The sequence below is a fragment of the Phocaeicola sp. RTP21198st1_B8_RTP21198_201120 genome, from assembly GCF_040929485.1.
Taxonomy (GTDB): Bacteria; Bacteroidota; Bacteroidia; order Bacteroidales; family Bacteroidaceae; genus Phocaeicola; species Phocaeicola dorei.
This window is the reverse complement of record NZ_JBCOCI010000001.1, coordinates 232,481-255,668: the sequence shown is the minus strand read 5'-3', so window position 1 is coordinate 255,668 and position 23,188 is coordinate 232,481. Positions and strand designations below refer to the sequence as shown.

Here is a 23,188-nt window from a genome sequence, read left to right as displayed (position 1 = left end):
CATCGGAGATATTCTGAAATACCTAAAAATAGGGATTGTCCATTTCCACATTTTCATCGAACTTTGCAACCCCAAAAAACGAATAAATGAAGAAACTTTATATAATACTGTTTATACAAATAGGATGGATATTCCCGCTCTCCGCACAAAAACAAGATTCCATTTATATCGGAACGCGTCATACATTGTTTTCTGAAATACTGAATGAAGAAAGAAAATATTGGATTTATGTACCTGAGACCAAAGCAGGTGAAAAAGGAAAGGCTTATCCGGTTCTTTATCTATTGGATGGAGATTCCTTCTTTCATTCCGTGGTTGGCTTTACGCGTTTCTTCTCTTCTTCTAAAACCTCAAATTTACCTCCTTGCATCGTTGTTGCTGTCTTAAACACAGACCGGACCAGAGATTTCACTCCTACCTGCTCAGCCGCCCGCCGGGATGGTACTATTTGTCCCTATGATAAGCCGGCAGGTGGTGGAGCTGAACAGTTCTATCGCTTTCTGATAGAGGAACTACGTCTGGAAGTGGAAAATAAAGTTCCTGCCAACGGTACAAACTTTCTTGTCGGACATTCATACGCAGGTTTATTTACCCTACAGACACTGTCAAATCACCCCGAGTCTTTTGACTCGTATATAGCAATAGATCCAAGCTTATGGTGGGACCGAGGAGTTTTTCTACAACAAGCTGCAAAGAATGTTTATCAAAAAGACTTCTCCGGCAAACATTTGTATGTTGCTTTCGCCACCCGCCAACGTCCTGCAATCAAACTTATTCAGTTTTCATTGGCCGACAGCTTAAAAAATAAGATCATCCCTGAAATGAAAAACAAGCATTTGCATGTCATTTATAAAAAATTTCCCGACGAGGTGCATGGCACTATTGCTCTTCCTGCCATTTTCGATGGGTTAAAATCTCTATTTCATAGCACTATTTCAACCAAAGAGGCAACATGATAATTTCTTGCAGTATTCAGTTTCTCACCTGTTGCAAATACGCTCCGGTTACTATTGATAAAAATAACATAACTGATGCTGATAGTGTAGTCACTCGCTCGATTCCGGGGTATTACGTAGCTGTAATCCTTGCCTAATTTCCTGTTTAACATCAATTTAAGATTTCAAACTCTATACTTATCATTTTCTAGAATAACAGGTTGAGACATTGTATCAACCTTGGCTACAGATTTATACTATTCTTTCCGGAAATCATGTCATTAGGGTTATAACATCTGTAATTTATCTACACTGTATTTTCAGTCATGTATTTATCTTTGCATCAAGATTCTGAAATTCAAAACTTAATAAAATCAAGTGATAATGAAACGTATATCAGTCATCATGATTGCAAGTTTATTTGTTATAGGAACAACTGCCATAACACAATCCGATCCGGTTTAGAGCATATCGTCATTTGTGGTACGCAAATCATGACAACAGTTATCGTGACTCCGTTGGGCGTCTTCGCCATCGCAGCCAATTCATTTGCCATTACAGCCGAAAGCCTCTGCATAGGCCCAGTATGGGATTGCCGATGCTGCACGACACTGGTTGGGCAGAGTATCGGTGCCGATCGCCGGAAACTGGTCCGAAGTTTCGCCCGCATTACCATATTTATATGGTATGACCGTTATGGGGTTATAGGTGTACTCATGTATCTGTTCGCCCCCCAAATTATCGGTTAGATGCCCCCGTCGGGGAGATTCGGGAATTGGGCATAATGGCACTGCGCATCGAAGCGTTCGCTGAGCCGATGTTTGCAGCCTCGATTATCACTTACGGTGTCTTTGTCGGAGCAGCGGATACGCTTGTCCCGTGCTTGATGAATTTCTTCAATATCCGGGCGGTGCGTCTGTCATTAGCCGCCTTGCTCGCCCCGTCATTAGGTCTGAAAAGTGTATGGGTTGCCATGTGCATCAAGCTGTGTTTCAGGGGGCTGATTTTCCTGGTCCGCTTGAAGCGAGAACGTTGGATGAGACACATGTAAAAAAATGTCTGTAATTGAGGTTATACAATCAGTAATCCATCTACCGGCTTTTCCTGTAATCCGCTGTAATTTTGCACTATGATAAAGAAAACAATAAAAATTTAAATTACATCGGTTATGAAACGTACAACTATTTTAATGGCTGCTTTCCTCTGCCTCTTCGGCCTGACGGAAAGCCCGGCACAAAACACTCACAAAAATATGGAACAGTTAAATCTGACACAGGAATGGGACAAGACGTTCCCGAAGAGCGACAAGGTGAACCATAGCAAAGTGACTTTCATAAATCGTTACGGCATCACGCTCGCCGCCGACCTGTATGCACCGAAAACGATTTTCGGAGGTAAACTGCCGGCCATTGCTGTCAGCGGTCCGTTTGGAGCTGTAAAGGAACAGTCGTCGGGACTGTATGCCCAGACACTTGCCGAACGAGGATTCCTGACGGTTGCTTTCGATCCTTCGTTTACTGGTGAAAGCGGTGGACAGCCTCGCAGCGTGGCTTCACCGGACATCAACACCGAAGACTTCTCGGCGGCGGTGGATTACCTTGCGACACGTCCGGATGTGGATGCCGAACGAATCGGCATCATTGGCATTTGTGGTTGGGGTGGTTTTGCTATCAATGCGGCTGCCAACGACACACGTATCAAGGCAACGGTAGCTTCCACTATGTACGACATCAGTCGCTGTACAGCAAACGGTTATTTCGATGCCGCAGACAATGCGGATGCACGCTACAAAATACGTCAGGAGTTTAACACCCAGCGCACGGAAGACTACCGTACCGACACTTATCCCCGCACCGTGATGAACCCGGAGCCTACCGGTGATGCACCACAGTTCATAAAGGATTATTACGATTATTACAAGACCGAACGAGGTTATTATCCCCGTTCCATCAACTCCGGTTTGGGCTGGAACAAAACCTCCAATCTTGCATTTCTCAACGCACCTATCCTTGCGTATGCCGATGAAATCCGCAGTGCCGTGTTGCTCATTCATGGAGAAAAAGCTCACTCCCGCTATTTTAGTGAGGATACTTTCAAGAAGCTGAAAGGCGACAATAAAGAACTGATGATTATTCCCGGTGCCGTACATACGGATTTATATGACCGGACAGACATTATTCCATTCGATAAGCTGGAGGAATTTTTCAAAGAATACTTAAAATAGAAGACTTCAAGAAAAAGAATGGGATAGCTCAGAAAGCGAAAATGTATTGCCGATGTGGGTGGCTGACATGGATTTCCGTACAGCCCCCGCTATCGTCAATGCTTTACGCCGACGGGTGGAACACGGTATCTTCGGTTATACCCGTGTGCCCAACAGTTATTACGAGGCTGTTACAGATTGGTTCGCACGCCGTCACAGTTGGACGATTGACTGCACATGGATAATTTACACATCAGGCGTAGTCCCGGCCATCTCGGCAGTCATCAAGGCTTTGACCGTTCCGGGAGATAAGGTTTTGGTGCAGACTCCGGTTTATAATTGTTTCTTTTCTTCAATCTGTAACAATGGGTGTGAAATGGTATCATCACCGTTGATCTTTGCAAGTAATACTTTCACCATCGATTATGAAGATTTAGAGTGTAAGACTGCTGATCCGAAAGTGAAGGTGATGCTGCTGTGCAATCCTCACAATCCTGCCGGAAGAGTATGGAAACGTGAAGAATTGGTACGTATTGGTGAAATTTGTATTCGCCACGATGTTACGGTCGTTTCGGATGAGATTCATTGCGAACTGGTTTTTCCAGAGTACCGTTACACACCGTTTGCTTCCATCTCAGAAAATTTCCGTCACCATTCGTCTGTATATCTCCCAGTAAAGCGTTCAATATTGCCGGATTACAGATTGCGAACATTATATGTGCTGATGCTGACCGTCGGGCGAAAATCGATCGGGCCATTAACGATAACGAAGTATGTGATGTCAATCCTTTTGGTGTAATTGCTACTCAAGTAGCTTACAACGAAGAGGAAGAGTGGCTGAACCAACTCATCAAATATTTACAGGCCAATTTTCTCTATATGCAGGAGTTCTGTCGGGAGCATCTGCCCGAGTTTCCTATCACGGCATTGGAGGGAACCTATCTCGTTTGGATGGACTGTCACAGACTCGGCATACACTCGCAGGAACTCGAACAGCGATTGGTTAACGAAGCTGGATTATGGCTCAATGCAGGAGCAATGTACGGGACTGAAGGAAAAGGATTCATGCGCTGGAACATCGCCTGCCCACGTACTACACTGGCAGAAGGATTGAAGCGTTTTGCAGGTTTCGTAAGAAATCTTTAAGAGATATATACGGCAAATTCATTTTTAATGGAACGCAGCTATATACTTTACTATACCAAGCATTACGTATAACAAAGTAAATAGCTGCGACTTAATTTTTCATCTCATTTTTTCTTTTCTTCCACAACTGATAACTATTGATGATGTTTTGCCACACCACATAACTACCTGGACCGACAGATGATAAAGGATTAAGATACGTAACCGCCATCCAAATAGCTAGTACAGTATTTTTTTGCCCCAATGCCTGTCCTGCACTTATACGGTCATTGTATGCACTACCAATTCTTTTACCAAAATAAAATTGTAAACAACAAGTTACTAAACCAGCAAAAGCAATCAACATCTCTACCGTTACATCAGCTGTACTGTTAACCAAAGAACGAGTAGTCTGCCCCATTACAATGGTCAATGCTATCGCCCATAAATAAAAAGCTGAAGTATGATATTCCAGTAAAAACTTATGGAATCGAGGGATATAATAACGGAATAATAAAGCGATAAAAAACGGCGCAAGCAACAATGGGAAAACCTTACTTAAAATCTTAAGAAAAGCAATACCAAAAGTAACATCCGTATGTGGCTCAACCAATGGAAATACCAAAGGAACTGCTATTGCAGCCAAAATATTTGAAAGTAATGTATAAGTAGTCAAACTGGAAGCACTTCCACCTAGTTTCCCCGTAATTACTGCCGCTGCCGTAGCAGTAGGACAAATAAGACAAACCATAGCCGCCTCGAATATCTCCTTATAAGATTCGTCCATCGGACAAAATATCAACAACAACGCAATGATACCACAAGAAATAGCTTGAATAGCCAACAACCAGCCATGCCATACTCTAGGGACCAACTCTTTTGGTTCAATTTTACAGAATGTAAGCAACAATTGGGCAAAAATCAAGGAAGGAGTTAGAAAAGAAATCAACCCATTCATAAATGGCTTTGTCGGCTCCAGAAAAGTGAAGTTGGCAAAAACAAAATAGCCGATAACCCCTGCAAGCATAGCTAAAGGTAACGTCCAATTCTTCATAAACTTAAGCAAATCCATCTTTCAATACTTATTTTGGGATACAAAATAAAAGAATTTAGTCCAAATACTCGTCTATTTTTCGGGTTTTGTGGCAAGTTTCGAATAAAAAACGCAAAACTTAAAGACAAAAGCCGAGTTTTCACTAAAAATCGCTACATTTGCAACTTGATTGATATGAAAACCGATAGACTTAAAATAATATTCCTGTTGTGTAGCCTGTGGCTGGTCCTCCCCTGTTTCTGCCTGGCGGCAAAGGGAAAGGATTTTATAGTCGTCATTGATCCCGGTCATGGCGGACATGATCCTGGCGCCATCGGCAGACGTGGAAAAGAAAAAAATATCAATCTGAACGTAGCTTTAAAAGTAGGACAACTGATCCAAAATAACTGTAATGACGTAAAGGTAATATACACCCGAAAGACAGATGTCTTTATCCCTTTAGACCGTCGTGCACAAATAGCTAATAATGCTAAGGCCGACTTATTCATCTCTATACATACCAATTCTGTAGCCCGTAGCAGAACTGTACGGGGAGCAGAAACTTATACGTTAGGACTTCACCGTACTGAAGAAAATTTGGAAGTTGCTAAAAAGGAGAACTCGGTTATTTTGATAGAGGATAATTATGAACAACGTTATGCCGGATTCAATCCAAATTCTTCCGAAAGCTATATTATTTTTGAATTTGTACAAGACAAAAATATGGAGAAGAGTGTAAAATTAGCCACTCTTATCCAAAAACAATTCAAGAATACAGCCAAACGGATAGACAAAGGAGTACATCAAGCCGGATTTCTAGTTCTACGCGCCACTTCCATGCCTAGTGTTTTGGTTGAATTAGGTTATATCTCAACACCGGATGAAGAACAATATCTTTTATCCGATGCAGGCACTACGGCATTATCTAACAGCATTTATAAAGCATTCCTCAATTACAAGCGCGAACATGATGCCCCCACCGGTCGCAGCAGAGTACAAGGACAAGAATTGCCGGAACCAGAAAACAAACCGAAAGAATCAAGAATAGAAATACAAACTGCGGAACCAGACACTGCAACGGAACCTGACAAAGTTACCAAAAAGCCTGTGCCTGCCACACAAAAAAAGATCACAGGCGACCAAGCCCGAACATCTGCCAAGCCTGTATTTAAAATACAAATATTGGTATCAAACAAAATATTACCCAAAGGAAGCAAACAACTGAAAGGTGTATCACCCGTTAGCTATTACCGCGAAAAAGGACTTTATAAATATACTTACGGAGAAAGTACGGATTATAATAAAATACTACGCATGAAACGTAATATTACTCCTAAATTTAAGGACGCTTTCATTATCGCTTTCAAAAACGGAGAGAAAATGAACGTGAACGAAGCCATCAAAGAATTTAAAAAGAATAGATAATATAAAAGGTACAATTGAAATGACGAAAGAGGTAAAAATAGGATTAATAGGCATCGCTGCATTGGCTATGCTGATCTTTGGTATCAACTACCTGAAAGGAATAAATATGTTCCAATCTGCCAACTACTATTATGTAGAATATACCAATATAAACGGATTAGCCGGATCAAGCCCCGTCTTTGCCAATGGTTACAAAGTAGGTACAGTAAGAAATATCAATTACAACTATGCTAAACCGGGACATGTCACAGTAGAAGTGGAAGTAGACAAGGAAATGCGTATCCCTAAAGGAAGTGCAGGAGAATTGGTTACAGAAATGCTGGGAACAGTAAAGATGAACTTACTCCTTAACTTTAATTCTACAGAATACTATCAACCGGGGGATACACTGCCTGGCAAAACGAATGCGGGACTCATGGGAGCCGCTGAAGAAAAGCTAGTTCCTCAAATAGAGCAGATGCTGCCCAAAATGGATTCTATCCTACATTCATTAAATAAAATATTAGCTGATCCTGCATTGGGTGCAACCTTACACAACGCAGAAAAACTGACAGCCAATCTGGATGCGACAACACGTCAATTAAACATATTAATGCAAAGGGATCTTCCGCAACTTACTGGAAAACTAAACACGATTGCTGATAATTTCATTACTATCAGCGACAACTTGAAAGGTATTGATTATGCATCAACATTCAATAAAATAGATTCCACTTTATATAATGTACAAATGCTGACAGAAAAACTCAATCGCAAGGACAACAGCATCGGCTTACTATTCAATGATCCTACCTTTTACCAAAATCTGAGTGCGACAACAGCAAATGCTGCAACCTTATTGGAGGATTTGAAAGCGCATCCTAAACGTTATGTACATTTCTCTTTGTTTGGGAAGAAAGATAAGTAACAGATTTGTTAATTTAAAAAGATTCTAAATAAGTCTACTTAACCATTTTTCTACCTTTTTTCAGTAAATGACTGCAAATAGGGCAGAAATACCATGTAGACTTATTTCATTTAAAATAAATAAAAGCCTATTTTGACAGATAGTCAGCTATAAATCAGCCAATTATCAAATAACAAAAATATTTCAGAAGCCTTTAGATAGAGTTTTTTATAAGTTACTGAAACTAAATAGATTACTCTTTAAAAATAAAAAGCAAGAAAAAAGCGATTTGTTTTTTCAGAAATTCATTTCGAAATTTGCATTGTAGAAGTTTCGCTTTTTATAATAAATGTTTCATATGATTGAAAACGATCACGTCGTTTTATGGGGTCGTTGTCTGAACATTATCAGAGACAACGTACCTGAAACGACCTTTAAAACGTGGTTTGAGCCTATCGTACCGCTTAAATATGAGGACAAGGCACTGACAATTGGCGTCCCCAGCCCATTCTTCTATGAATTTTTAGAAGAAAAGTTTGTGGACTTGCTGCGCGCTGCCCTATATAAAGAAATTGGAGAGGGAACGCAGCTTATGTATTGTATCTTGACCGATAAAACCAACCATATAACTGTAAACATGGAGGGAAGCAAACGCTCTTCAGCACTACCCACACAAACAGTTATACGAGATGGTAACAAGGCACCTAATCCAATGCAGGCACCAGCTCCGCAGGATTTAGACCCACATTTGAATCCAAATTACAACTTTGAGAATTTCATAAAAGGAAATAGTAATGAGTTCTCACGTACGGTAGGGGAAACTGTAGCTAAAAATCCGGCAAAAACATTCAACCCTTTGTTTTTGTATGGACCGTCCGGCGTGGGTAAAACTCACTTGACTAATGCTATTGGTACTCGTATCAAGGAATTATATCCTGAAAAAAGAGTATTGTACGTATCAGCACATCTGTTTCAGGTGCAATATACCGACTCTGTGCGTACTAATCATTTCAATGATTTCATCAGTTTTTATCAAACCATAGATGTTTTGATTATTGATGATATTCAAGAATTCGCAGGAGTAACCAAAACTCAGAACACGTTCTTCCACATCTTTAACCATCTGCACCAGAACGGTAAGCAACTTATTTTGACTTCTGACCGCGCACCGGTAATGCTACAAGGTATGGAAGAACGTCTCCTGACCCGCTTTAAATGGGGCTTAGTGGCCGAATTGGAAAAACCGGATGTAGAATTGAGAAAGAATATCTTACGCAATAAAATACGTCGTGACGGTTTGAATATACCGGAAACAGTAATTAATTATATTGCTGAAAACGTAAATGAAAGTGTACGTGAACTAGAGGGCATCATTAATTCACTTCTGGCACAATCCATTATCTTCAAGCGTGATGTTGATTTGGATTTGGCTGAAAGAATTGTACGAAAAGCTGTACGCTGTTGTGAAAGCAAGCCTGTCACAGTGGAAGATATCATACAGAAAGTATGCAACCATTACGAGATAGAGGAATCTGCCATCCATACCAAAACTAGAAAAAGAGAAGTGGTACAAGTACGTCAGGTAGCTATGTATCTGGCCAAAAAACATACAGACTCCTCTTCTTCCAAAATTGGTCAATTAATAGGTAATAAAGATCATGCAACCGTATTGCACGCTTGTAAAATAGTAAAAGACCAAGTGGAGGTTGATAAAACATTTAAAGCGGATATTGAGGAAATTGAAGCTTCTCTCAAAAGAAAATAGAAATAAAACTACAGAGGTGCGCAAAGGGTATTTTCTTTATTTCCCTCTGCGCACTTCTGTAGTTTTAAGGTTAATAGTTTCCGGTAACTCATTTTTCAAAGCCCTGTTTCTTCAAGGTTTCTTTCAAAGTTACAGACATGCATTCATTATCCGACTTCTTGTATCTGACCTCAGTAAATACCTGAGCCAATGTTTCTTTATGATTTTCTTTAATAAACTGATGATTTTCCGGAAGTGACTCTTTATATCTATAGATACGATCAATATCTTCTTTGGTATAATCATGATATACTTCTTCATGCAAAATACCCTCTATAGGAAGACGATCGACTTGTGAAGGACATTCGTCCGGATATCCTACTGTAATAGTAGCCACTGGCATAACCAATTCCGGCAACCGAAGAATATCAATAATTTGATCAGGATTATAAATCGTTGTTCCCAAATAACAAATACCTAATCCATTTTCCTCCGCCAATGTACAAAAGTTCTGAGTCACAAGTAATGCATCCGTAGCAGCATTCAGAAAAGAAATGGGATTGTCATAACCCGGTACCGCCTTACGCCCTCTGCACCATTTGCTAAAACGGTTAAAATCCGCACAAAAAGTCAGTACAACCGGAGCACCTGTTACCATCGGTTGATTAAAATGAGCAGGTGCCAATCTCTCTTTCATCTGCTTGTCACGGGTCACAATCACACTATATAATTGCATATTGCCCATTGTAGAAGCACGGAATGCCTTTTCAAGCAAATCATTTAACAAAGAAGCAGAAATATCTTCCTGCTTATATTTACGGATCGTCCGTCTATTATTTATCGATTCCATATATATTTTTCTTGCAAAGATAAAAAAAGAAAAGAGTAATAATTCATTTTTTGCAAAATAATATATGCTAAGAATTTGGTCTTTTCAACTAGTCAATCACTTATTTCCTTCATTGAAATTTTCAAAATAGAAAACTTCCGTAAATAAACCAACACATATATCTTTTGATAATCAATAAATTAACAAATATTTTTGGATAACTTTCAATTTGTTGAAAACTTATCTACTTTTTATTTTGTTAATTGAAAAAACATATATAGCTTTGCCGAAACTTTTGTTATAATGAGTTGCGGCTTCTACACTAAAACAACTTATTGATATTATAGTAAATCTAAAAATAAAAGTGGAAAAACAAACGTACACCTATGACGAAGCTTTTGAAGCATCTTTACAATACTTCAAAGGTGATGAACTTGCTGCAAGGGTTTGGGTAAACAAATATGCAGTAAAAGATTCTTTCGGGAACATTTTCGAAAAGTCTCCCGAAGACATGCATTGGCGCATTGCAAATGAAGTAGCCCGCATTGAAGCAAAATATAAGAACGGGTTAAACGCACAGCAGCTTTACGAGTTATTGGATCACTTTAAGTACATTGTTCCGCAAGGTAGTCCCATGACAGGTATCGGGAACGATTTTCAAGTGGCTTCCTTATCGAACTGCTTTGTCATTGGAATTGATGGAGCAGCCGACTCATACGGAGCTATAATCCGCATTGATGAAGAACAAGTACAATTAATGAAACGTCGTGGTGGCGTAGGACATGATTTATCTCATATACGACCTAAAGGTTCCCCAGTTAAAAATTCAGCACTGACCTCAACCGGACTGGTGCCTTTCATGGAACGCTATTCCAATTCAACACGTGAAGTAGCACAAGACGGGCGTCGTGGTGCTTTAATGTTAAGCGTATCCATCAAACATCCAGACTCGGAGGCATTTATTGACGCCAAAATGACCGAAGGCAAAGTAACCGGTGCTAATGTATCCGTGAAACTAGATGATGCATTTATGCAGGCAGCTGTAAATGGCACTCCTTACAAACAGCAATATCCGGTAGATTCCGATCAACCTGTTTTCACAAAAGAAATTGACGCATCTGCTTTATGGAAAAAGATTGTCCATAATGCATGGAAGTCTGCTGAACCCGGTGTATTATTCTGGGACACCATTATACGTGAATCCGTGCCAGACTGTTATGCCGACTTAGGGTATCGTACAGTTTCTACCAATCCTTGTGGTGAAATTCCTCTGTGTCCCTACGATTCTTGTCGTTTATTAGCTATCAACTTATACTCATATGTAGTAAACCCTTATACAAGGGATGCTTACTTTGATTTCGACTTGTTCAAAAAGCATGTAGCATTGGCCCAGCGCATTATGGATGACATTATTGACTTGGAACTAGAAAAAATCGAGAAGATCATAGCTAAAATCGATTCCGATCCTGAAAGTGAGGAAGTAAAAGAAGCAGAGAAACATTTATGGGAAAAGATTTATAAAAAGAGCGGACAGGGCAGACGTACAGGTGTCGGTATCACAGCTGAAGGGGATATGCTTGCCGCTATGGGGTTACGCTACGGAACAGAAGACGCAACAGAGTTTTCTGAACAAGTACATAAAACAATCGCTCTGGAAGCCTATCGTTCATCTGTTAACATGGCGAAAGAACGTGGAGCATTCGCTATCTATGACAGTGAACGAGAAAAAAATAATCCGTTTATCAACCGTTTAAAAGAAGCTGATCCTAATTTATATGAGGAGATGAAAAAATACGGACGACGTAATATTGCCTGCTTGACCATAGCCCCCACTGGAACTACCAGCCTAATGACCCAAACAACTTCTGGCATAGAGCCGGTATTTATGCCGGTATACAAACGTAGAAGAAAAGTCAATCCGAATGATCCTCAGACTCATGTAGATTTTGTAGATGAAACAGGAGATGCATTTGAGGAATATATTGTATTCCACCATAAATTTGTGGAATGGATGACAGTAAACGGTTACGATCCCACCAAGCGTTATACGCAAGAAGAGATTGATGAATTGGTAGAAAAGTCACCTTATTATAAAGCCACATCAAATGATGTAGACTGGCTGATGAAAGTAAAAATGCAAGGACGCATCCAAAAATGGGTTGACCATTCAATCAGTGTAACTATCAATTTGCCCAATGACGTAGATGAAGCATTGGTAAACCGCTTGTATGTAGAGGCATGGCGTTCAGGATGTAAAGGATGTACCGTTTATCGTGATGGCTCTCGCTCTGGAGTTTTACTTTCTACCAAAAAGGACAAGAAAGACAAAAAAGAAGAACTTCCTCCTTGCAAACCACCTACGGTAGTAGAAGTGCGCCCCAAAGTACTGGAAGCGGAAGTAGTACGCTTCCAAAACAACAAAGAAAAATGGGTCGCATTTGTAGGCTTGTTGGATGGACATCCATACGAGATCTTTACTGGTCTGCAAGATGATGAAGAAGGTATTTCATTGCCCAAATCAGTCACTACCGGACGCATCATCAAAAACATTGATGAAGAAGGCAACAAACGATATGATTTCCAGTTCGAAAACAAACGTGGATATAAAACAACCATTGAAGGTTTGTCCGAAAAGTTCAACAAGGAATATTGGAACTATGCAAAATTAATTTCGGGTGTACTTCGTTGGAGGATGCCTATTGATCGTGTTATCAAACTGGTAGATTCTCTGCAACTTGACAGTGAAAACATTAACACATGGAAAAACGGTGTAGAACGAGCACTGAAAAAATATGTAACAGATGGTACTAGTGCTGAAGGACAAAAATGTCCCAATTGCGGCAACGAAACTCTCGTATATCAAGAAGGATGCTTGATCTGCAAGACTTGTGGCACATCAAGATGTGGATAATGGTTTATTATATAATGTAACAACACAAAAGAAAAGCTCCTTCACGAAAGTCATGAAGGAGCTTTTTATATAAACCAAGTAAATTCTTTTTCTATCTCACCCCTACAATACGGTGAAACCGTTCCACAATACGCCTTCCCAAATCCATACGCGTACTATCTACTTTATGAATGGCAGCAGGAGTCACATCATCTTTATATTTAGCTTTACCTACGCGTATTTTCATCTTATCCAGATTACCGGAAATATTCACTCCGGCCTTAAAGGGCAAGGGTGACTTCAAAATGGATATATGATATTTAAAATTCATATCCAACCCTTGCTCTCCCCCTATAGCAGCTTTATAACGATCTATAGACACTTGAAATGGATAAACAAGAACACTACCGTCATTGACAACTATATTAACCGAAATATTATCAAATACATTCTTCTTTTTATTTTTGAACATCAACATCTTTGATATTTCGGCAAAGGTTTCACCATCCATCAATACTAAGCTGTCCCCTTTTATATGCATGGCCGAACGTAAAGTAGGTATACGAATATTCATATTTGAATCCAGACGTGCCTCTGCAGCCACATCAAACTGAACCCTTCCTTTAAAAGATCTCAACATAGGTACAATGGTATCCATTGAAGGTATAAAATCTACCAGCTTAGCTATATTTATATCCCTAATTTTAAAGTCAAAGCCTGTATATCCTCCTCTGACTGAATCCGCACGGTATACCATAACGGCCTTCATATCAGCGTCTAATGCACGCATTCCCAAATTCCTTAAATGTAATGTACGATTTTTCAAATCCACCTTTCCACACACATCTTCAAATTCCACCTGTTCAAACACTACTTTTTTCAAATCTGTCTGTAATTCAAAATCCAAATTACCCGGCAACACAAACAGCTTCATTTCTGTTGGAGGCACTGTATTTGTCACCGCCACAGATGCTGAATCTTCAGATAAAGAGAATGAATTAATCAATTGGTTACAATCAATCATCTCAGAAGATATTGCTAAACGCGCTTTTAAAATTTCATTTTTAGCCATCGCACGATATAATCCTATTACCTCCCCGGTAGCAACCATATCTGAATGCCCTATTTTCAAAGAAGCATTTCTTAATGTTATTCTCGGACCATCTATTGTTACAGCTGTCTTACGTACTCGCAGAGGTAAACCAAATTCAGGAGCACGTACCAACAACCTATCAAAACCGATAATCCCCCGAGGTGTCCATAACGAATCATTTTTCTTTTCTAATTTCACTTTTATGCCTGCCACGCCTAATGCTAATTTCGTTTCGTTAGCATTAAAGAAAAGAGAATCCGTACGCATGGAAAAATTAATCATCGGCATCGCCGGATTTTGTTCCTTCGGAGCAAGTTCGCCAGTTCCAGTAGTCTTGCCACTATATATTTTGAGCGAATCTCCTATATTCGCACGCAATTTATTCATTTCCAATTCACATTGTAAAGTAACAATCTTTGTGGTATCTTGAGGATTGGTTGAAACAACCTTCGCTTTCATCCGATCTATCTCTGAAGATAATTTCCTACTATTCAATAGTATTTCTCTGATTTCCAATTCAGCTTGCAAAGTTTCACTATCACTGAATTTTAAATCGGCATTACCTAAAAAATTAAAATTCTTTGCAGTATCTTTTAATTCAAAATCCTTTAAAGCCAATCTTCCACCTAACCTGATACGCCCAATATCCTGTTTTTTCAAAGAAGAGAGACGGCATTTTAAGTTTAAACCCGCATCTAATTTACCGCGGATAGTTACACTTTCCTGCAAAGGAAAGGTTTTAGCTAAAGCATCCAGGTCAACAGTAGATTCAGTATGAAGCGTTATAAATGGATCTATCAATAAATCCTCCACTTTCGCATCTGCTAGAATCTTAGTATGTACTCCCTCAAAATGAAGAATTTTCAAGTTCAAAAAAGAAGGGTTGCGACGCATCAAATCAATATACGATTCAAAATCAGCCGTAAAATTATCAATACCATAAGGAAGTCCTTCATATCGGGCGGATGCATCATTTATCTTTATATTCAATGATATCGCCGGAAGCTGCTTGTTTCCATAATTACCTTCCAATGTTCCATTAACTTTAACCTCACCTTTTGCCGAAATTTGTCCACGTTTCACATAAGCCTCGGGAATCATATTCATAACGGTTTCCATGGAAGGTGCATGTAATCCATATTTCAAGTTCATACCCACCGTTTTTGTAACTGTATCACGTCTTAATTCACCGTTTACATCCATCCGGATACCATTTATAGTCAACCCTGTATTTTTCAATGTCCACAATGCCGTAGACCTGTCTACCTCAATATCAGTCTGCAAGAAAACGGCTACTTTATTAATCAATAATTCACCTTGCTGCCAAAAAAGAATATTTTTATTTTCAAATTCTACTCCCAATGAAGAAGCTCCTTTTGTCAACGCCAGTTTTAGGCGCAAATCAGCATCATCTATACGTGAATAAACCTCTATATTACGATCGTCAAAAATCAAATTGACATGTTCTAATTCAACCTGACGGATATCTATCTCGCTATCAAATTTATTTTGTGGAATAGTATCTTTTTCCACAGCCAATGTATCCGAAGAAGTTTTCACAATCTCCCAATTTGCCTTACCTGTTTTATTTCGATAAGCATAAACAGCAACATTCTTCAAAGATAGATTATGGACACTAATCTTATTTTTCAAAAAATAATCCAAAGGATTTACTGTCAACACACATTCTTTAAATGCCAATAAAGAATCAGTTTTTTGTGGAAGACTATCGTTCAAGACCTTAGAAACCAAAAAACCTTCATCAACTTTTAACCCAAATTGAGGAAAAGTAGAAAAGAAAGTCAATTCGACTCTTTCTATCTTCAAATCAGCATCCAGTAAACGATTAGCAACATTCAACACTACTGGAGTTAATTTATCTGATGTAAATACATAGTTAATCACAAAAGCCACTACCACAAACGCAGTAAACAGCAAGGCTCCCACTGTAATGGCACTTACCCTTATTAATTTACGAATCCTTCTTTCCATATTATGCGAAATTAATGAAAACACCCATGCCATCGACTCTATTTCGTGTTAATACTATAAAATAGACCAATAAAACAGATAAAAAAGAAAACAAGAACAATAATTTTTAATTTTGAGATATGAAGTGAAAGTTCTACTTTTGTTTTTCAAACTGAAAAAATATGAAAGCAACATCTATGTATATTTATTTGGAAGGTGCCAAGTTTTTCGCTCACCACGGAGTCGATCCACAAGAAACAATAGTAGGAGCTAATTTTATAATTGATTTAAAACTAAGAACTGATTTCACCCATGCAGCACAAACAGACGAACTGAAAGGTACCGTAAGTTATGCTGATATATATGCAGTTGTCAAAAAAGAAATGAAAGCTTCATCCAAACTTTTAGAACATGTCTGTGAACGCATAGGGCAAAGACTATTTAGTGAATTTCCAACTATTCAGGAAATAATCATCCGGTTATCAAAAGAAAATCCGCCTATGGGAAGTGATTGCAGAAATGTTGGAGTAGAAGTACATTATACACGATGAAAAAAATTATCTGACAAACATCCAGTCATTTAATTAAAAATTTACCCTATTGTATGCCTACCTCTTAAAACGCAAATATACTATCATGCAAATAACAACACAAACCAATAATAATGAATATGCAGACAATGTTCATGGCTCTACTTACTAAAATAAAGAAAGTTGTTTTCTTCCTTCAGAATGATAGAATTTCATGGTAGCACTGATTCCTAATGTTTCTATTCTGCGATAAAAGACCTCATTCAAATAGGGTGCATTAGGAGAAGTGCATTCAGAACGGTCTTCAAAATAAGTTTTATATCGCTTGGCCATCTTTGGAAAAATCTGCTCTACCTTATCATAAAAATAATCACGGGAGCCCCGTCTTAAAGTTACCCCAAACAAAGGAAGCACATAGGACGCTCCCGCTTCGGCAGCCTTCTCCACTATTTCCTCAATATCTTCTATAGAATCATTTATAAAAGGCAAAACAGGCATCAATGCCACTCCTGTATATATACCCCGATCGGACAATATCTTCATCGCCTTAAAACGCTCGGAAGAGGTCGGTGCGTTAGGCTCCAGTTTTCGCGCCATCTCGTCATCCGCTGTAGTGATAGTAAAACTAACGGCAGCATAAGTGCGCCCTATATCCTGCAATAAATCGGCATCACGAGTCACAAGACTACTCTTTGTTATCACATGAACAGGAAAACGATGTTTGGCAATAAGTTCCAACGCACCTCCAGTCAGCTTCATCTGTTTTTCCAACGGCATATAAGGATCGTTCATTGAGCCTGTACCAATGGTCGCTTTTCCACGTTTCGTTCCCAGTTCATGATCCAGTAATTCCAAAGCATTCTTCTTTACAGAAATATGAGAAATATCACCAATACCATAGCAACAACTACGTGTATCACAATAAATGCAACCATGTTGGCACCCTCTATACAAATTCATGTTATAAGCAATACCCCAATAATTATCTTTACTTTTCAAACGTGACAGAATAGACTTTGTTTCAATAGATTTCACCTCATGAACATTCATTTACAGCTCCTTTTCTTTTTTGATCCAATTTCACCAAACAAAGATACGGGAATAATGCTATAAAAAGAAATATAAAGAGAAGCAATTTAAAAAAGTTTCAACTGAGAGAAATGTTTTTTACCCAACAAATAATATTTCATAAGAATACTAAAATGAGTCCGTTCCGGGATCATTTCATCTGTAGACTTCATTATATTTTCTATACGAGAAGCAGCAAAAGAATATCTTATATCCTCAAATTCTCTCCTCGCCTGCATTACAGCACGCGCATTCGCTCTATCCTTTTTCAGATAAAAAACAAGGGCAGCTACTCTATCCAGTATACCACGTATAAAAAGTACATGTTCTAACTCCTTATCCGGCAAATTCTTATAAAGCATCAACAGATTATTTCTGAAATTCAGAAAAGTCTTTCTCGGATTTTCTTTTTTCAACGTAGCCCCTCCTACGTGATATACCACACTTTGCGGAATACAGACAAGCTTTTTTCCCCGGCTGCGCAAACGCCAACACAAGTCAATTTCTTCCATGTGAGCAAAAAAATGATCATCCAACCCTCCAACTTCACGATAATCAGCCAACCGGATAAAAAGAGCGGCCCCCGTTACCCACATCACCTCCGTTACCGTATCATACTGTCCGCAGTCCTTTTCAACAACATCAAAAATACGCCCTCTGCAAAAAGGATATCCATATCGATCAATAAATCCCCCCGACGCTCCGGCATATTCGAAATATTCCTTATTATGCCAACTTAACAGTTTAGGTTGACAGGCAACTGTTCCGGAATGGGTATCCATATAATCCAACAAAGGTTCCAACCAATGCGAAGTAACCTCCACATCGCTATTCAGTAAAACTACATATTCTGCATCAACTTGCGCCAAAGCCCGGTTATATCCTTCGGCAAAGCCATAATTTCGATCCAACTCAATCAAACGGACTACAGGAAATTCAGTACGAAGCATTTCAAGCGACCCATCAGAGGACGCATTATCAGCCACACAAATTTCAATCCCCTCTCCTACTGAATTATCTATAACAGAAGGCATAAACTTACGGAGCATATCTACCCCATTCCAATTCAATATGACAACAGACACCCTTTTCATTTCTTTTCAGACTAAAACACCCTTCAACGCTGTACCCTCTTCATTAAAGCCTCCCATTCTTACACGAATCAACTGATTATCCAATTGATCATCGTGGTCCATCTCCACCCGGATATAATTATCAGTAAATCCATGCATAGGAGTGCCAACCTTAGATTTTTCCATTAATACCCAAGCTTCTTTTCCTATATGAGAGGTATAGAACGCCTTTGTCTTCTCATCAGATAAAACCAACAATCTCTGACTACGGCGATGTTTCTCCTCAGGACTCACTACATACTCTATTTTCAAGGCCTGCGTACCGGGACGCTCCGAATAAGTGAAAACATGTAACTGCGTCACATCAAGCCCTTCAATAAAATGATAAGCATCTTCAAAATATTCCTCTGTTTCACCACGTGTTCCCACAATTACATCCACGCCAATAAACGCATTCGGCATGACCTCCCTAATTTTGCGTATCTTGGAAGCAAACAATGCGGTATCATATCGACGTCTCATCAATTTCAGCACATCATCGCTGCCCGACTGCAAAGGAATATGAAAATGCGGCATGAATGCACGTGAACGTGACACATATTCTATTATTTCATCCGTTAACAAGTTGGGTTCAATAGACGAGATACGATAACGTTCAATCCCTGCCACCTGATCTAAAGCCTTTACCAGATCAAAGAAACTTTCACCGGTTGTCTTTCCGAAGTCTCCAATATTCACCCCAGTAATAACAATTTCTTTTCCTCCCTCAGCAGCAGCCTGCCGTGCCTGTTCCACAATCTCTTCAATACGTCCGTTACGGCTACGCCCACGAGCAAACGGAATTGTACAATAAAAGCAGAAATAATCGCAACCATCCTGCACTTTCAGAAAATAACGAGTACGGTCACCTCTAGAACACGAAGGTGAAAAACTACGTATGTCTTTTGCAGCTGTCGTAATCGCCTCACCTTGAGGATGCTTTTCCAAATTTCCGAGATAATTCATCAACTCTCCTTTTTGTTCAGCTCCCAAAACAACATCCACACCTTCTATATTAGCCACCTGGTCAGGTTTTAACTGGGCATAGCATCCCGTCACTACTACATAGGCACCCGGATGCTGTTTAACCAAACGATGAATGGCTTGACGGCATTTCTTATCCGCAACCTCGGTCACAGAGCAAGTATTAATAACACAAATATCAGCTTTCTCACCCTTACGTGCTGTACGTATACCTGCTTCTTTCAGTGTTTTACCGATGGTTGAAGTTTCTGAAAAGTTTAATTTGCAGCCTAATGTATAATAAACAGCCGTTTTATCCTGGAAAATTATCGTATCAATCATACCTTTTTATCTAATTAGCGAGCAAAGGTACATATTATTCTGCTTAAATTCTTTAGAATACCAATAATTATGCTTATTTTTGCACATTACATCAAAAATTGTGCAATGATAAAAGAAAACTTTATCAAGCTATATGAGAATAGCTTCAAAGAAAACTGGGATCTGCCCTGTTACACAGATTATGGTGAAGATACCACGTTTACATACGGACAAGTAGCGGAAGAAATAGCTAAGATACACTTATTATTCCAATATTGCAGCCTGCGCCGTGGCGATAAAATATCTATTATAGGTAAGAATACCTCCCGTTGGTGTATCGCTTATTTGGCAACTGTTACATACGGAGCTATTGTAGTTCCTATTTTACAAGACTTCAAGCCAAATGATGTCCATCATATTGTAAATCATTCTGAATCCACATTTCTGTTTACCAGCGATAATATTTGGGAAAATTTGGAAGAAGAGGCATTAAGTGGATTACGCGCTGTATTTTCTCTAACGGATTTCAGATGCCTGCATCAACGTGACGGTGAAACCGTCCAAAAATTCATGAAGAATATTGATGCAGCTATGAGAAAGAACTTCCCCAAAGGCTTCTATAAGGAAAATATCAATTACACAGAACTCTCCAACGAGAAGGTCATGTTACTGAATTATACTTCAGGAACTACCGGATTCAGTAAAGGAGTAATGATTACGGGCAATAATCTGGCAGGAAACGTTACCTTTGGTATCCGTACAGAACTTTTAAAGAAAGGAGAAAAAGTACTTTCCTTCCTTCCCTTGGCCCATGCATACGGATGTGCTTTTGATTTTCTAACCGCTACTGCTGTCGGTACACATGTCACCTTATTAGGAAAGACACCTTCTCCCAAAATATTGATGAAAGCTTTTGAGGAAGTAAGACCCAACCTTATTATTACAGTACCATTGGTTATAGAAAAAATTTATAAGAATGTAATTCAGCCGCTCATTAACAAACGCAGCATGAAATGGGCGCTTAACATACCTTTACTAGACAACCAGATTTATGCACAAATTCGCAAAAAACTGATTGACGCATTAGGCGGACGTTTTAAAGAAGTCATTATCGGTGGAGCTGCCATGAACCCGGAAGTCACCGATTTTTTCTACAAAATAAAATTTCCGTTCACCATCGGTTACGGAATGACCGAATGTGCCCCACTGATCAGTTATGCTCCATGGAATGAATTTATACCTGGTTCTGCCGGAAAGATACTGGATATCATGAAAGTCCGTATCGACTCGGATGATCCCTATAACATTACTGGAGAAATACAGGTATGTGGTGAAAACGTAATGAAAGGTTATTATAAGAATGAAGAAGCTACCCGTGAGGTATTTACCGAAGATGGTTGGTTGAAAACAGGCGATTTAGGTACAATAGATGCTAACGGATTCATTTATATAAGAGGCCGTAGTAAAACCATGCTTCTGAGTTCTAATGGACAGAATATTTTTCCTGAAGAGATAGAATCCAAACTAAATAATATGCCATTCGTTCTAGAAAGTTTAATCATAGAGCGCAACAAGAAACTGGTAGCTTTAGTATATCCTGATTATGAAAGTCTGGACAGTCTGGGACTCAATACCCCCGAAAACCTAAAAACAGTAATGGATGAAAACTTGAAGAATCTGAATAAACTGGTAGGAAATTATGAACAAGTGAGTAAAATACAACTTTATCCTACAGAGTTCGAAAAAACTCCCAAAAAAAGCATCAAACGATTCTTATATAACAGCATTACTGAAGAATAAATATGTTATAAAACATGCTACTAATCAGCAAAATAGGTTGTATAACATAAAAAACTAGAAAAAAAGTTGTTCTTTTTGGTACAACGTATTGAAAAAGTGTATACCTTTGCATCGTTTTAAGAAAGCAACATTAGTATTACAGATTTAAAAAGCAAAGAAAATGAAAAAATTAGTATTTTTGTTCGTAGCCTTCGCAGCTGTATCTTTCGCATCTTGCGGAAACAAAGCTGCTAACAACAACACAGAAGCAACTGATTCAGTTGCAGTAGTAGAAGAAGCTGCTGTTGTAGAAGAAGTTGTAGCAGATTCAGCTGCTTGTGACTCTACAGCTGCTTGCTGTGACTCTACTAAAGCTGAATGATTCAGTACGAACTCTAGAGAGAATTGAAAGTCTGCCGTGCGAAAGCGCAACAGACTTTTTTTATGTCTTTACTCCTCCCTTTTCTGCCAATATTCCATCGTTTTGCAATACAAATTATCTACTTTTGTTTCTCAAACCACAAACAAAAACAGGATATGAAAAAGACAAATCTAAAAGAAACACTTCAAAACTGGAAGTTGGGAAACTATTTCCGTGAATTATCTATTGTTATCACTGGAGTATTTATCACTCTTGCCGAACTGATTTCATAAGCAATTCCTCACAAGAAAAGCAGATAAAAGAAAGTATGCAAATGATAAAAATGGAATTAGAAGAAAATTTGAAAAGTATCAATCAGACCGAAGTCGCGTATTTAAATGAAATCAGTTTCTTCCGATTGCTAACGTAAAACAGGATTCACTTCAAACAACTAAAGCTTCTATTTTAAAAAACAATGCCAATTCTCCTTTTGCGTAAAAGATTGTGAATATTCGGAAGATGTGCTAGAAGTACTGAAAAGTTCAGCATTGATGCAACAGATACCTGACAAAGAGTTCATTTCAAAACTTTTACAAACCTATAAAAGGATGTAGAAAAATAACTGAGGACAACAAAGACTATTATAAATACAAACAAGATTATATAACCCGCTACTTCTCTCACCTAACCATTTATAATATTCATAAAAATTATAACAATATTTATAAAATATGGGTAGCTAGGATACAAGAATATGATATCAAACAACTGATCCTCACTATGCCAAACACTTTTGACGAAAATCCTTTTACCACTCCTCAAAAAATTATAAAAGAAACGATTGAATTAATAAATCAAACATATTAAAAAGAAAAAGCCCGGCTCTTACGAACCGGGCTTTTTCAGCATCATTATACTTT

At 38.8% G+C, this 23,188-nt stretch carries 17 protein-coding genes and 1 pseudogene; 12 read left to right on the top strand and 6 right to left on the bottom strand.

Going from position 1 to position 23,188, the window contains the following annotated elements; all coding sequences use genetic code 11:
- The first annotated feature begins 86 nt into the window (after positions 1-86).
- From AB5935_RS00925 to AB5935_RS00910, 5 genes and pseudogenes are all read left to right on the top strand, one after another.
- Entirely contained in the window at positions 87-956 is an 870-nt protein-coding gene (locus AB5935_RS00925; RefSeq protein WP_007831950.1) for an alpha/beta hydrolase, read from the top strand.
- 473 nt (positions 957-1,429) lie between these two features.
- Positions 1,430-1,684, top strand: coding sequence for an MATE family efflux transporter (locus AB5935_RS28405; protein WP_373873994.1), 255 nt, complete (start codon positions 1,430-1,432; stop codon positions 1,682-1,684).
- Positions 1,685-1,752: 68 nt separating this feature from the next.
- The gene (locus AB5935_RS28400; RefSeq protein WP_117543152.1) at positions 1,753-1,986 is read left to right on the top strand and encodes a multidrug transporter; all 234 of its coding nucleotides are present in this window, start codon (positions 1,753-1,755) and stop codon (positions 1,984-1,986) included.
- Positions 1,987-2,103: 117 nt separating this feature from the next.
- Positions 2,104-3,159 (top strand): alpha/beta hydrolase, encoded by a 1,056-nt coding sequence (locus AB5935_RS00915; protein ID WP_007831946.1) that lies wholly within the window; start codon positions 2,104-2,106, stop codon positions 3,157-3,159.
- Positions 3,160-3,175: 16 nt separating this feature from the next.
- Positions 3,176-4,284 (top strand): annotated as a pseudogene (locus tag AB5935_RS00910) (MalY/PatB family protein); the annotation flags it as partial.
- Positions 4,285-4,375: 91 nt separating this feature from the next.
- On the opposite strand, the gene AB5935_RS00905 reads toward AB5935_RS00910, so the two are convergent.
- Entirely contained in the window at positions 4,376-5,335 is a 960-nt protein-coding gene (locus tag AB5935_RS00905) for a transporter (protein ID WP_007839904.1), read from the bottom strand.
- A 156-nt stretch (positions 5,336-5,491) separates the two neighbouring features.
- Between AB5935_RS00905 and AB5935_RS00900 the strand changes: the two genes are divergently transcribed.
- The 3 genes from AB5935_RS00900 (at position 5,492) to dnaA (ending at position 9,372) form a co-directional block, all read left to right on the top strand.
- A complete protein-coding gene (locus AB5935_RS00900) occupies positions 5,492-6,721 on the top strand; it encodes an N-acetylmuramoyl-L-alanine amidase (RefSeq protein ID WP_007846174.1) in 1,230 nt (409 codons plus the stop codon).
- Between the two features lie 19 nt (positions 6,722-6,740).
- On the top strand, positions 6,741-7,628 hold the full coding sequence (locus tag AB5935_RS00895; protein ID WP_007839900.1) for an MlaD family protein: 888 nt from the start codon (positions 6,741-6,743) through the stop codon (positions 7,626-7,628).
- Between the two features lie 337 nt (positions 7,629-7,965).
- On the top strand, positions 7,966-9,372 hold the full coding sequence (gene dnaA / locus AB5935_RS00890; RefSeq protein WP_007839898.1) for a chromosomal replication initiator protein DnaA: 1,407 nt from the start codon (positions 7,966-7,968) through the stop codon (positions 9,370-9,372).
- Positions 9,373-9,460: 88 nt separating this feature from the next.
- Here the strand turns inward: dnaA and AB5935_RS00885 are convergent, their stop codons facing one another.
- Positions 9,461-10,201 (bottom strand): NADPH-dependent oxidoreductase, encoded by a 741-nt coding sequence (locus tag AB5935_RS00885; protein ID WP_007831862.1) that lies wholly within the window; start codon positions 10,199-10,201, stop codon positions 9,461-9,463.
- Between the two features lie 343 nt (positions 10,202-10,544).
- On the opposite strand from AB5935_RS00885, the gene AB5935_RS00880 reads away from it, so the two are divergent.
- Complete coding sequence (locus tag AB5935_RS00880; protein WP_007839895.1) at positions 10,545-13,091, top strand: adenosylcobalamin-dependent ribonucleoside-diphosphate reductase; 2,547 nt, start codon at positions 10,545-10,547, stop codon at positions 13,089-13,091.
- A gap of 91 nt (positions 13,092-13,182) precedes the next feature.
- Here the strand turns inward: AB5935_RS00880 and AB5935_RS00875 are convergent, their stop codons facing one another.
- Complete coding sequence (locus AB5935_RS00875; RefSeq protein WP_038612483.1) at positions 13,183-16,155, bottom strand: AsmA-like C-terminal region-containing protein; 2,973 nt, start codon at positions 16,153-16,155, stop codon at positions 13,183-13,185.
- Between the two features lie 161 nt (positions 16,156-16,316).
- On the opposite strand from AB5935_RS00875, the gene folB reads away from it, so the two are divergent.
- Positions 16,317-16,685 (top strand): dihydroneopterin aldolase, encoded by a 369-nt coding sequence (folB, locus tag AB5935_RS00870; protein ID WP_007831854.1) that lies wholly within the window; start codon positions 16,317-16,319, stop codon positions 16,683-16,685.
- A 147-nt stretch (positions 16,686-16,832) separates the two neighbouring features.
- On the opposite strand, the gene AB5935_RS00865 is transcribed toward folB, so the two are convergent.
- From AB5935_RS00865 to mtaB, 3 genes are all read right to left on the bottom strand, one after another.
- Positions 16,833-17,714 carry an SPL family radical SAM protein gene (locus tag AB5935_RS00865; RefSeq protein ID WP_007839884.1) on the bottom strand — a complete coding sequence of 294 codons (882 nt, stop codon included), beginning with the start codon at positions 17,712-17,714 and terminating at the stop codon, positions 16,833-16,835.
- Positions 17,715-17,800: 86 nt separating this feature from the next.
- The gene (locus AB5935_RS00860) at positions 17,801-18,826 is read right to left on the bottom strand and encodes a glycosyltransferase family 2 protein (RefSeq protein ID WP_007831850.1); all 1,026 of its coding nucleotides are present in this window, start codon (positions 18,824-18,826) and stop codon (positions 17,801-17,803) included.
- A 6-nt stretch (positions 18,827-18,832) separates the two neighbouring features.
- Positions 18,833-20,149: a tRNA (N(6)-L-threonylcarbamoyladenosine(37)-C(2))-methylthiotransferase MtaB gene (gene mtaB, locus AB5935_RS00855; RefSeq protein WP_368327310.1), complete on the bottom strand. Its 1,317-nt coding sequence runs from the start codon at positions 20,147-20,149 to the stop codon at positions 18,833-18,835.
- A 105-nt stretch (positions 20,150-20,254) separates the two neighbouring features.
- Here mtaB and AB5935_RS00850 point away from each other — a divergent pair, with 105 nt between their 5' ends.
- Positions 20,255-21,928, top strand: a complete 1,674-nt coding sequence (locus AB5935_RS00850; RefSeq protein ID WP_007839880.1) for a long-chain fatty acid--CoA ligase — start codon at positions 20,255-20,257, stop codon at positions 21,926-21,928.
- 160 nt (positions 21,929-22,088) lie between these two features.
- A complete protein-coding gene (locus tag AB5935_RS00845) occupies positions 22,089-22,289 on the top strand; it encodes a hypothetical protein (RefSeq protein ID WP_007831847.1) in 201 nt (66 codons plus the stop codon).
- Positions 22,290-23,188 lie beyond the last annotated feature (899 nt).

What these genes read in the sequence shown, in the direction of transcription:
- AB5935_RS00865 (WP_007839884.1), bottom strand. Translation starts at nt 17,714, where the DNA reads ATGAATGTTCATGAGGTGAAATCTATTGAAACAAAGTCTATTCTGTCA.
- AB5935_RS00925 (WP_007831950.1), top strand. Translation starts at nt 87, where the DNA reads ATGAAGAAACTTTATATAATACTGTTTATACAAATAGGATGGATATTC.
- AB5935_RS00860 (WP_007831850.1), bottom strand. Translation starts at nt 18,826, where the DNA reads ATGAAAAGGGTGTCTGTTGTCATATTGAATTGGAATGGGGTAGATATG.
- dnaA (WP_007839898.1), top strand. Translation starts at nt 7,966, where the DNA reads ATGATTGAAAACGATCACGTCGTTTTATGGGGTCGTTGTCTGAACATT.
- mtaB (WP_368327310.1), bottom strand. Translation starts at nt 20,149, where the DNA reads ATGATTGATACGATAATTTTCCAGGATAAAACGGCTGTTTATTATACA.
- AB5935_RS00905 (WP_007839904.1), bottom strand. Translation starts at nt 5,335, where the DNA reads ATGGATTTGCTTAAGTTTATGAAGAATTGGACGTTACCTTTAGCTATG.
- AB5935_RS00885 (WP_007831862.1), bottom strand. Translation starts at nt 10,201, where the DNA reads ATGGAATCGATAAATAATAGACGGACGATCCGTAAATATAAGCAGGAA.
- AB5935_RS00850 (WP_007839880.1), top strand. Translation starts at nt 20,255, where the DNA reads ATGATAAAAGAAAACTTTATCAAGCTATATGAGAATAGCTTCAAAGAA.
- AB5935_RS28405 (WP_373873994.1), top strand. Translation starts at nt 1,430, where the DNA reads ATGACAACAGTTATCGTGACTCCGTTGGGCGTCTTCGCCATCGCAGCC.
- AB5935_RS00915 (WP_007831946.1), top strand. Translation starts at nt 2,104, where the DNA reads ATGAAACGTACAACTATTTTAATGGCTGCTTTCCTCTGCCTCTTCGGC.
- AB5935_RS28400 (WP_117543152.1), top strand. Translation starts at nt 1,753, where the DNA reads ATGTTTGCAGCCTCGATTATCACTTACGGTGTCTTTGTCGGAGCAGCG.
- folB (WP_007831854.1), top strand. Translation starts at nt 16,317, where the DNA reads ATGAAAGCAACATCTATGTATATTTATTTGGAAGGTGCCAAGTTTTTC.
- AB5935_RS00845 (WP_007831847.1), top strand. Translation starts at nt 22,089, where the DNA reads ATGAAAAAATTAGTATTTTTGTTCGTAGCCTTCGCAGCTGTATCTTTC.
- AB5935_RS00900 (WP_007846174.1), top strand. Translation starts at nt 5,492, where the DNA reads ATGAAAACCGATAGACTTAAAATAATATTCCTGTTGTGTAGCCTGTGG.
- AB5935_RS00895 (WP_007839900.1), top strand. Translation starts at nt 6,741, where the DNA reads ATGACGAAAGAGGTAAAAATAGGATTAATAGGCATCGCTGCATTGGCT.
- AB5935_RS00875 (WP_038612483.1), bottom strand. Translation starts at nt 16,155, where the DNA reads ATGGAAAGAAGGATTCGTAAATTAATAAGGGTAAGTGCCATTACAGTG.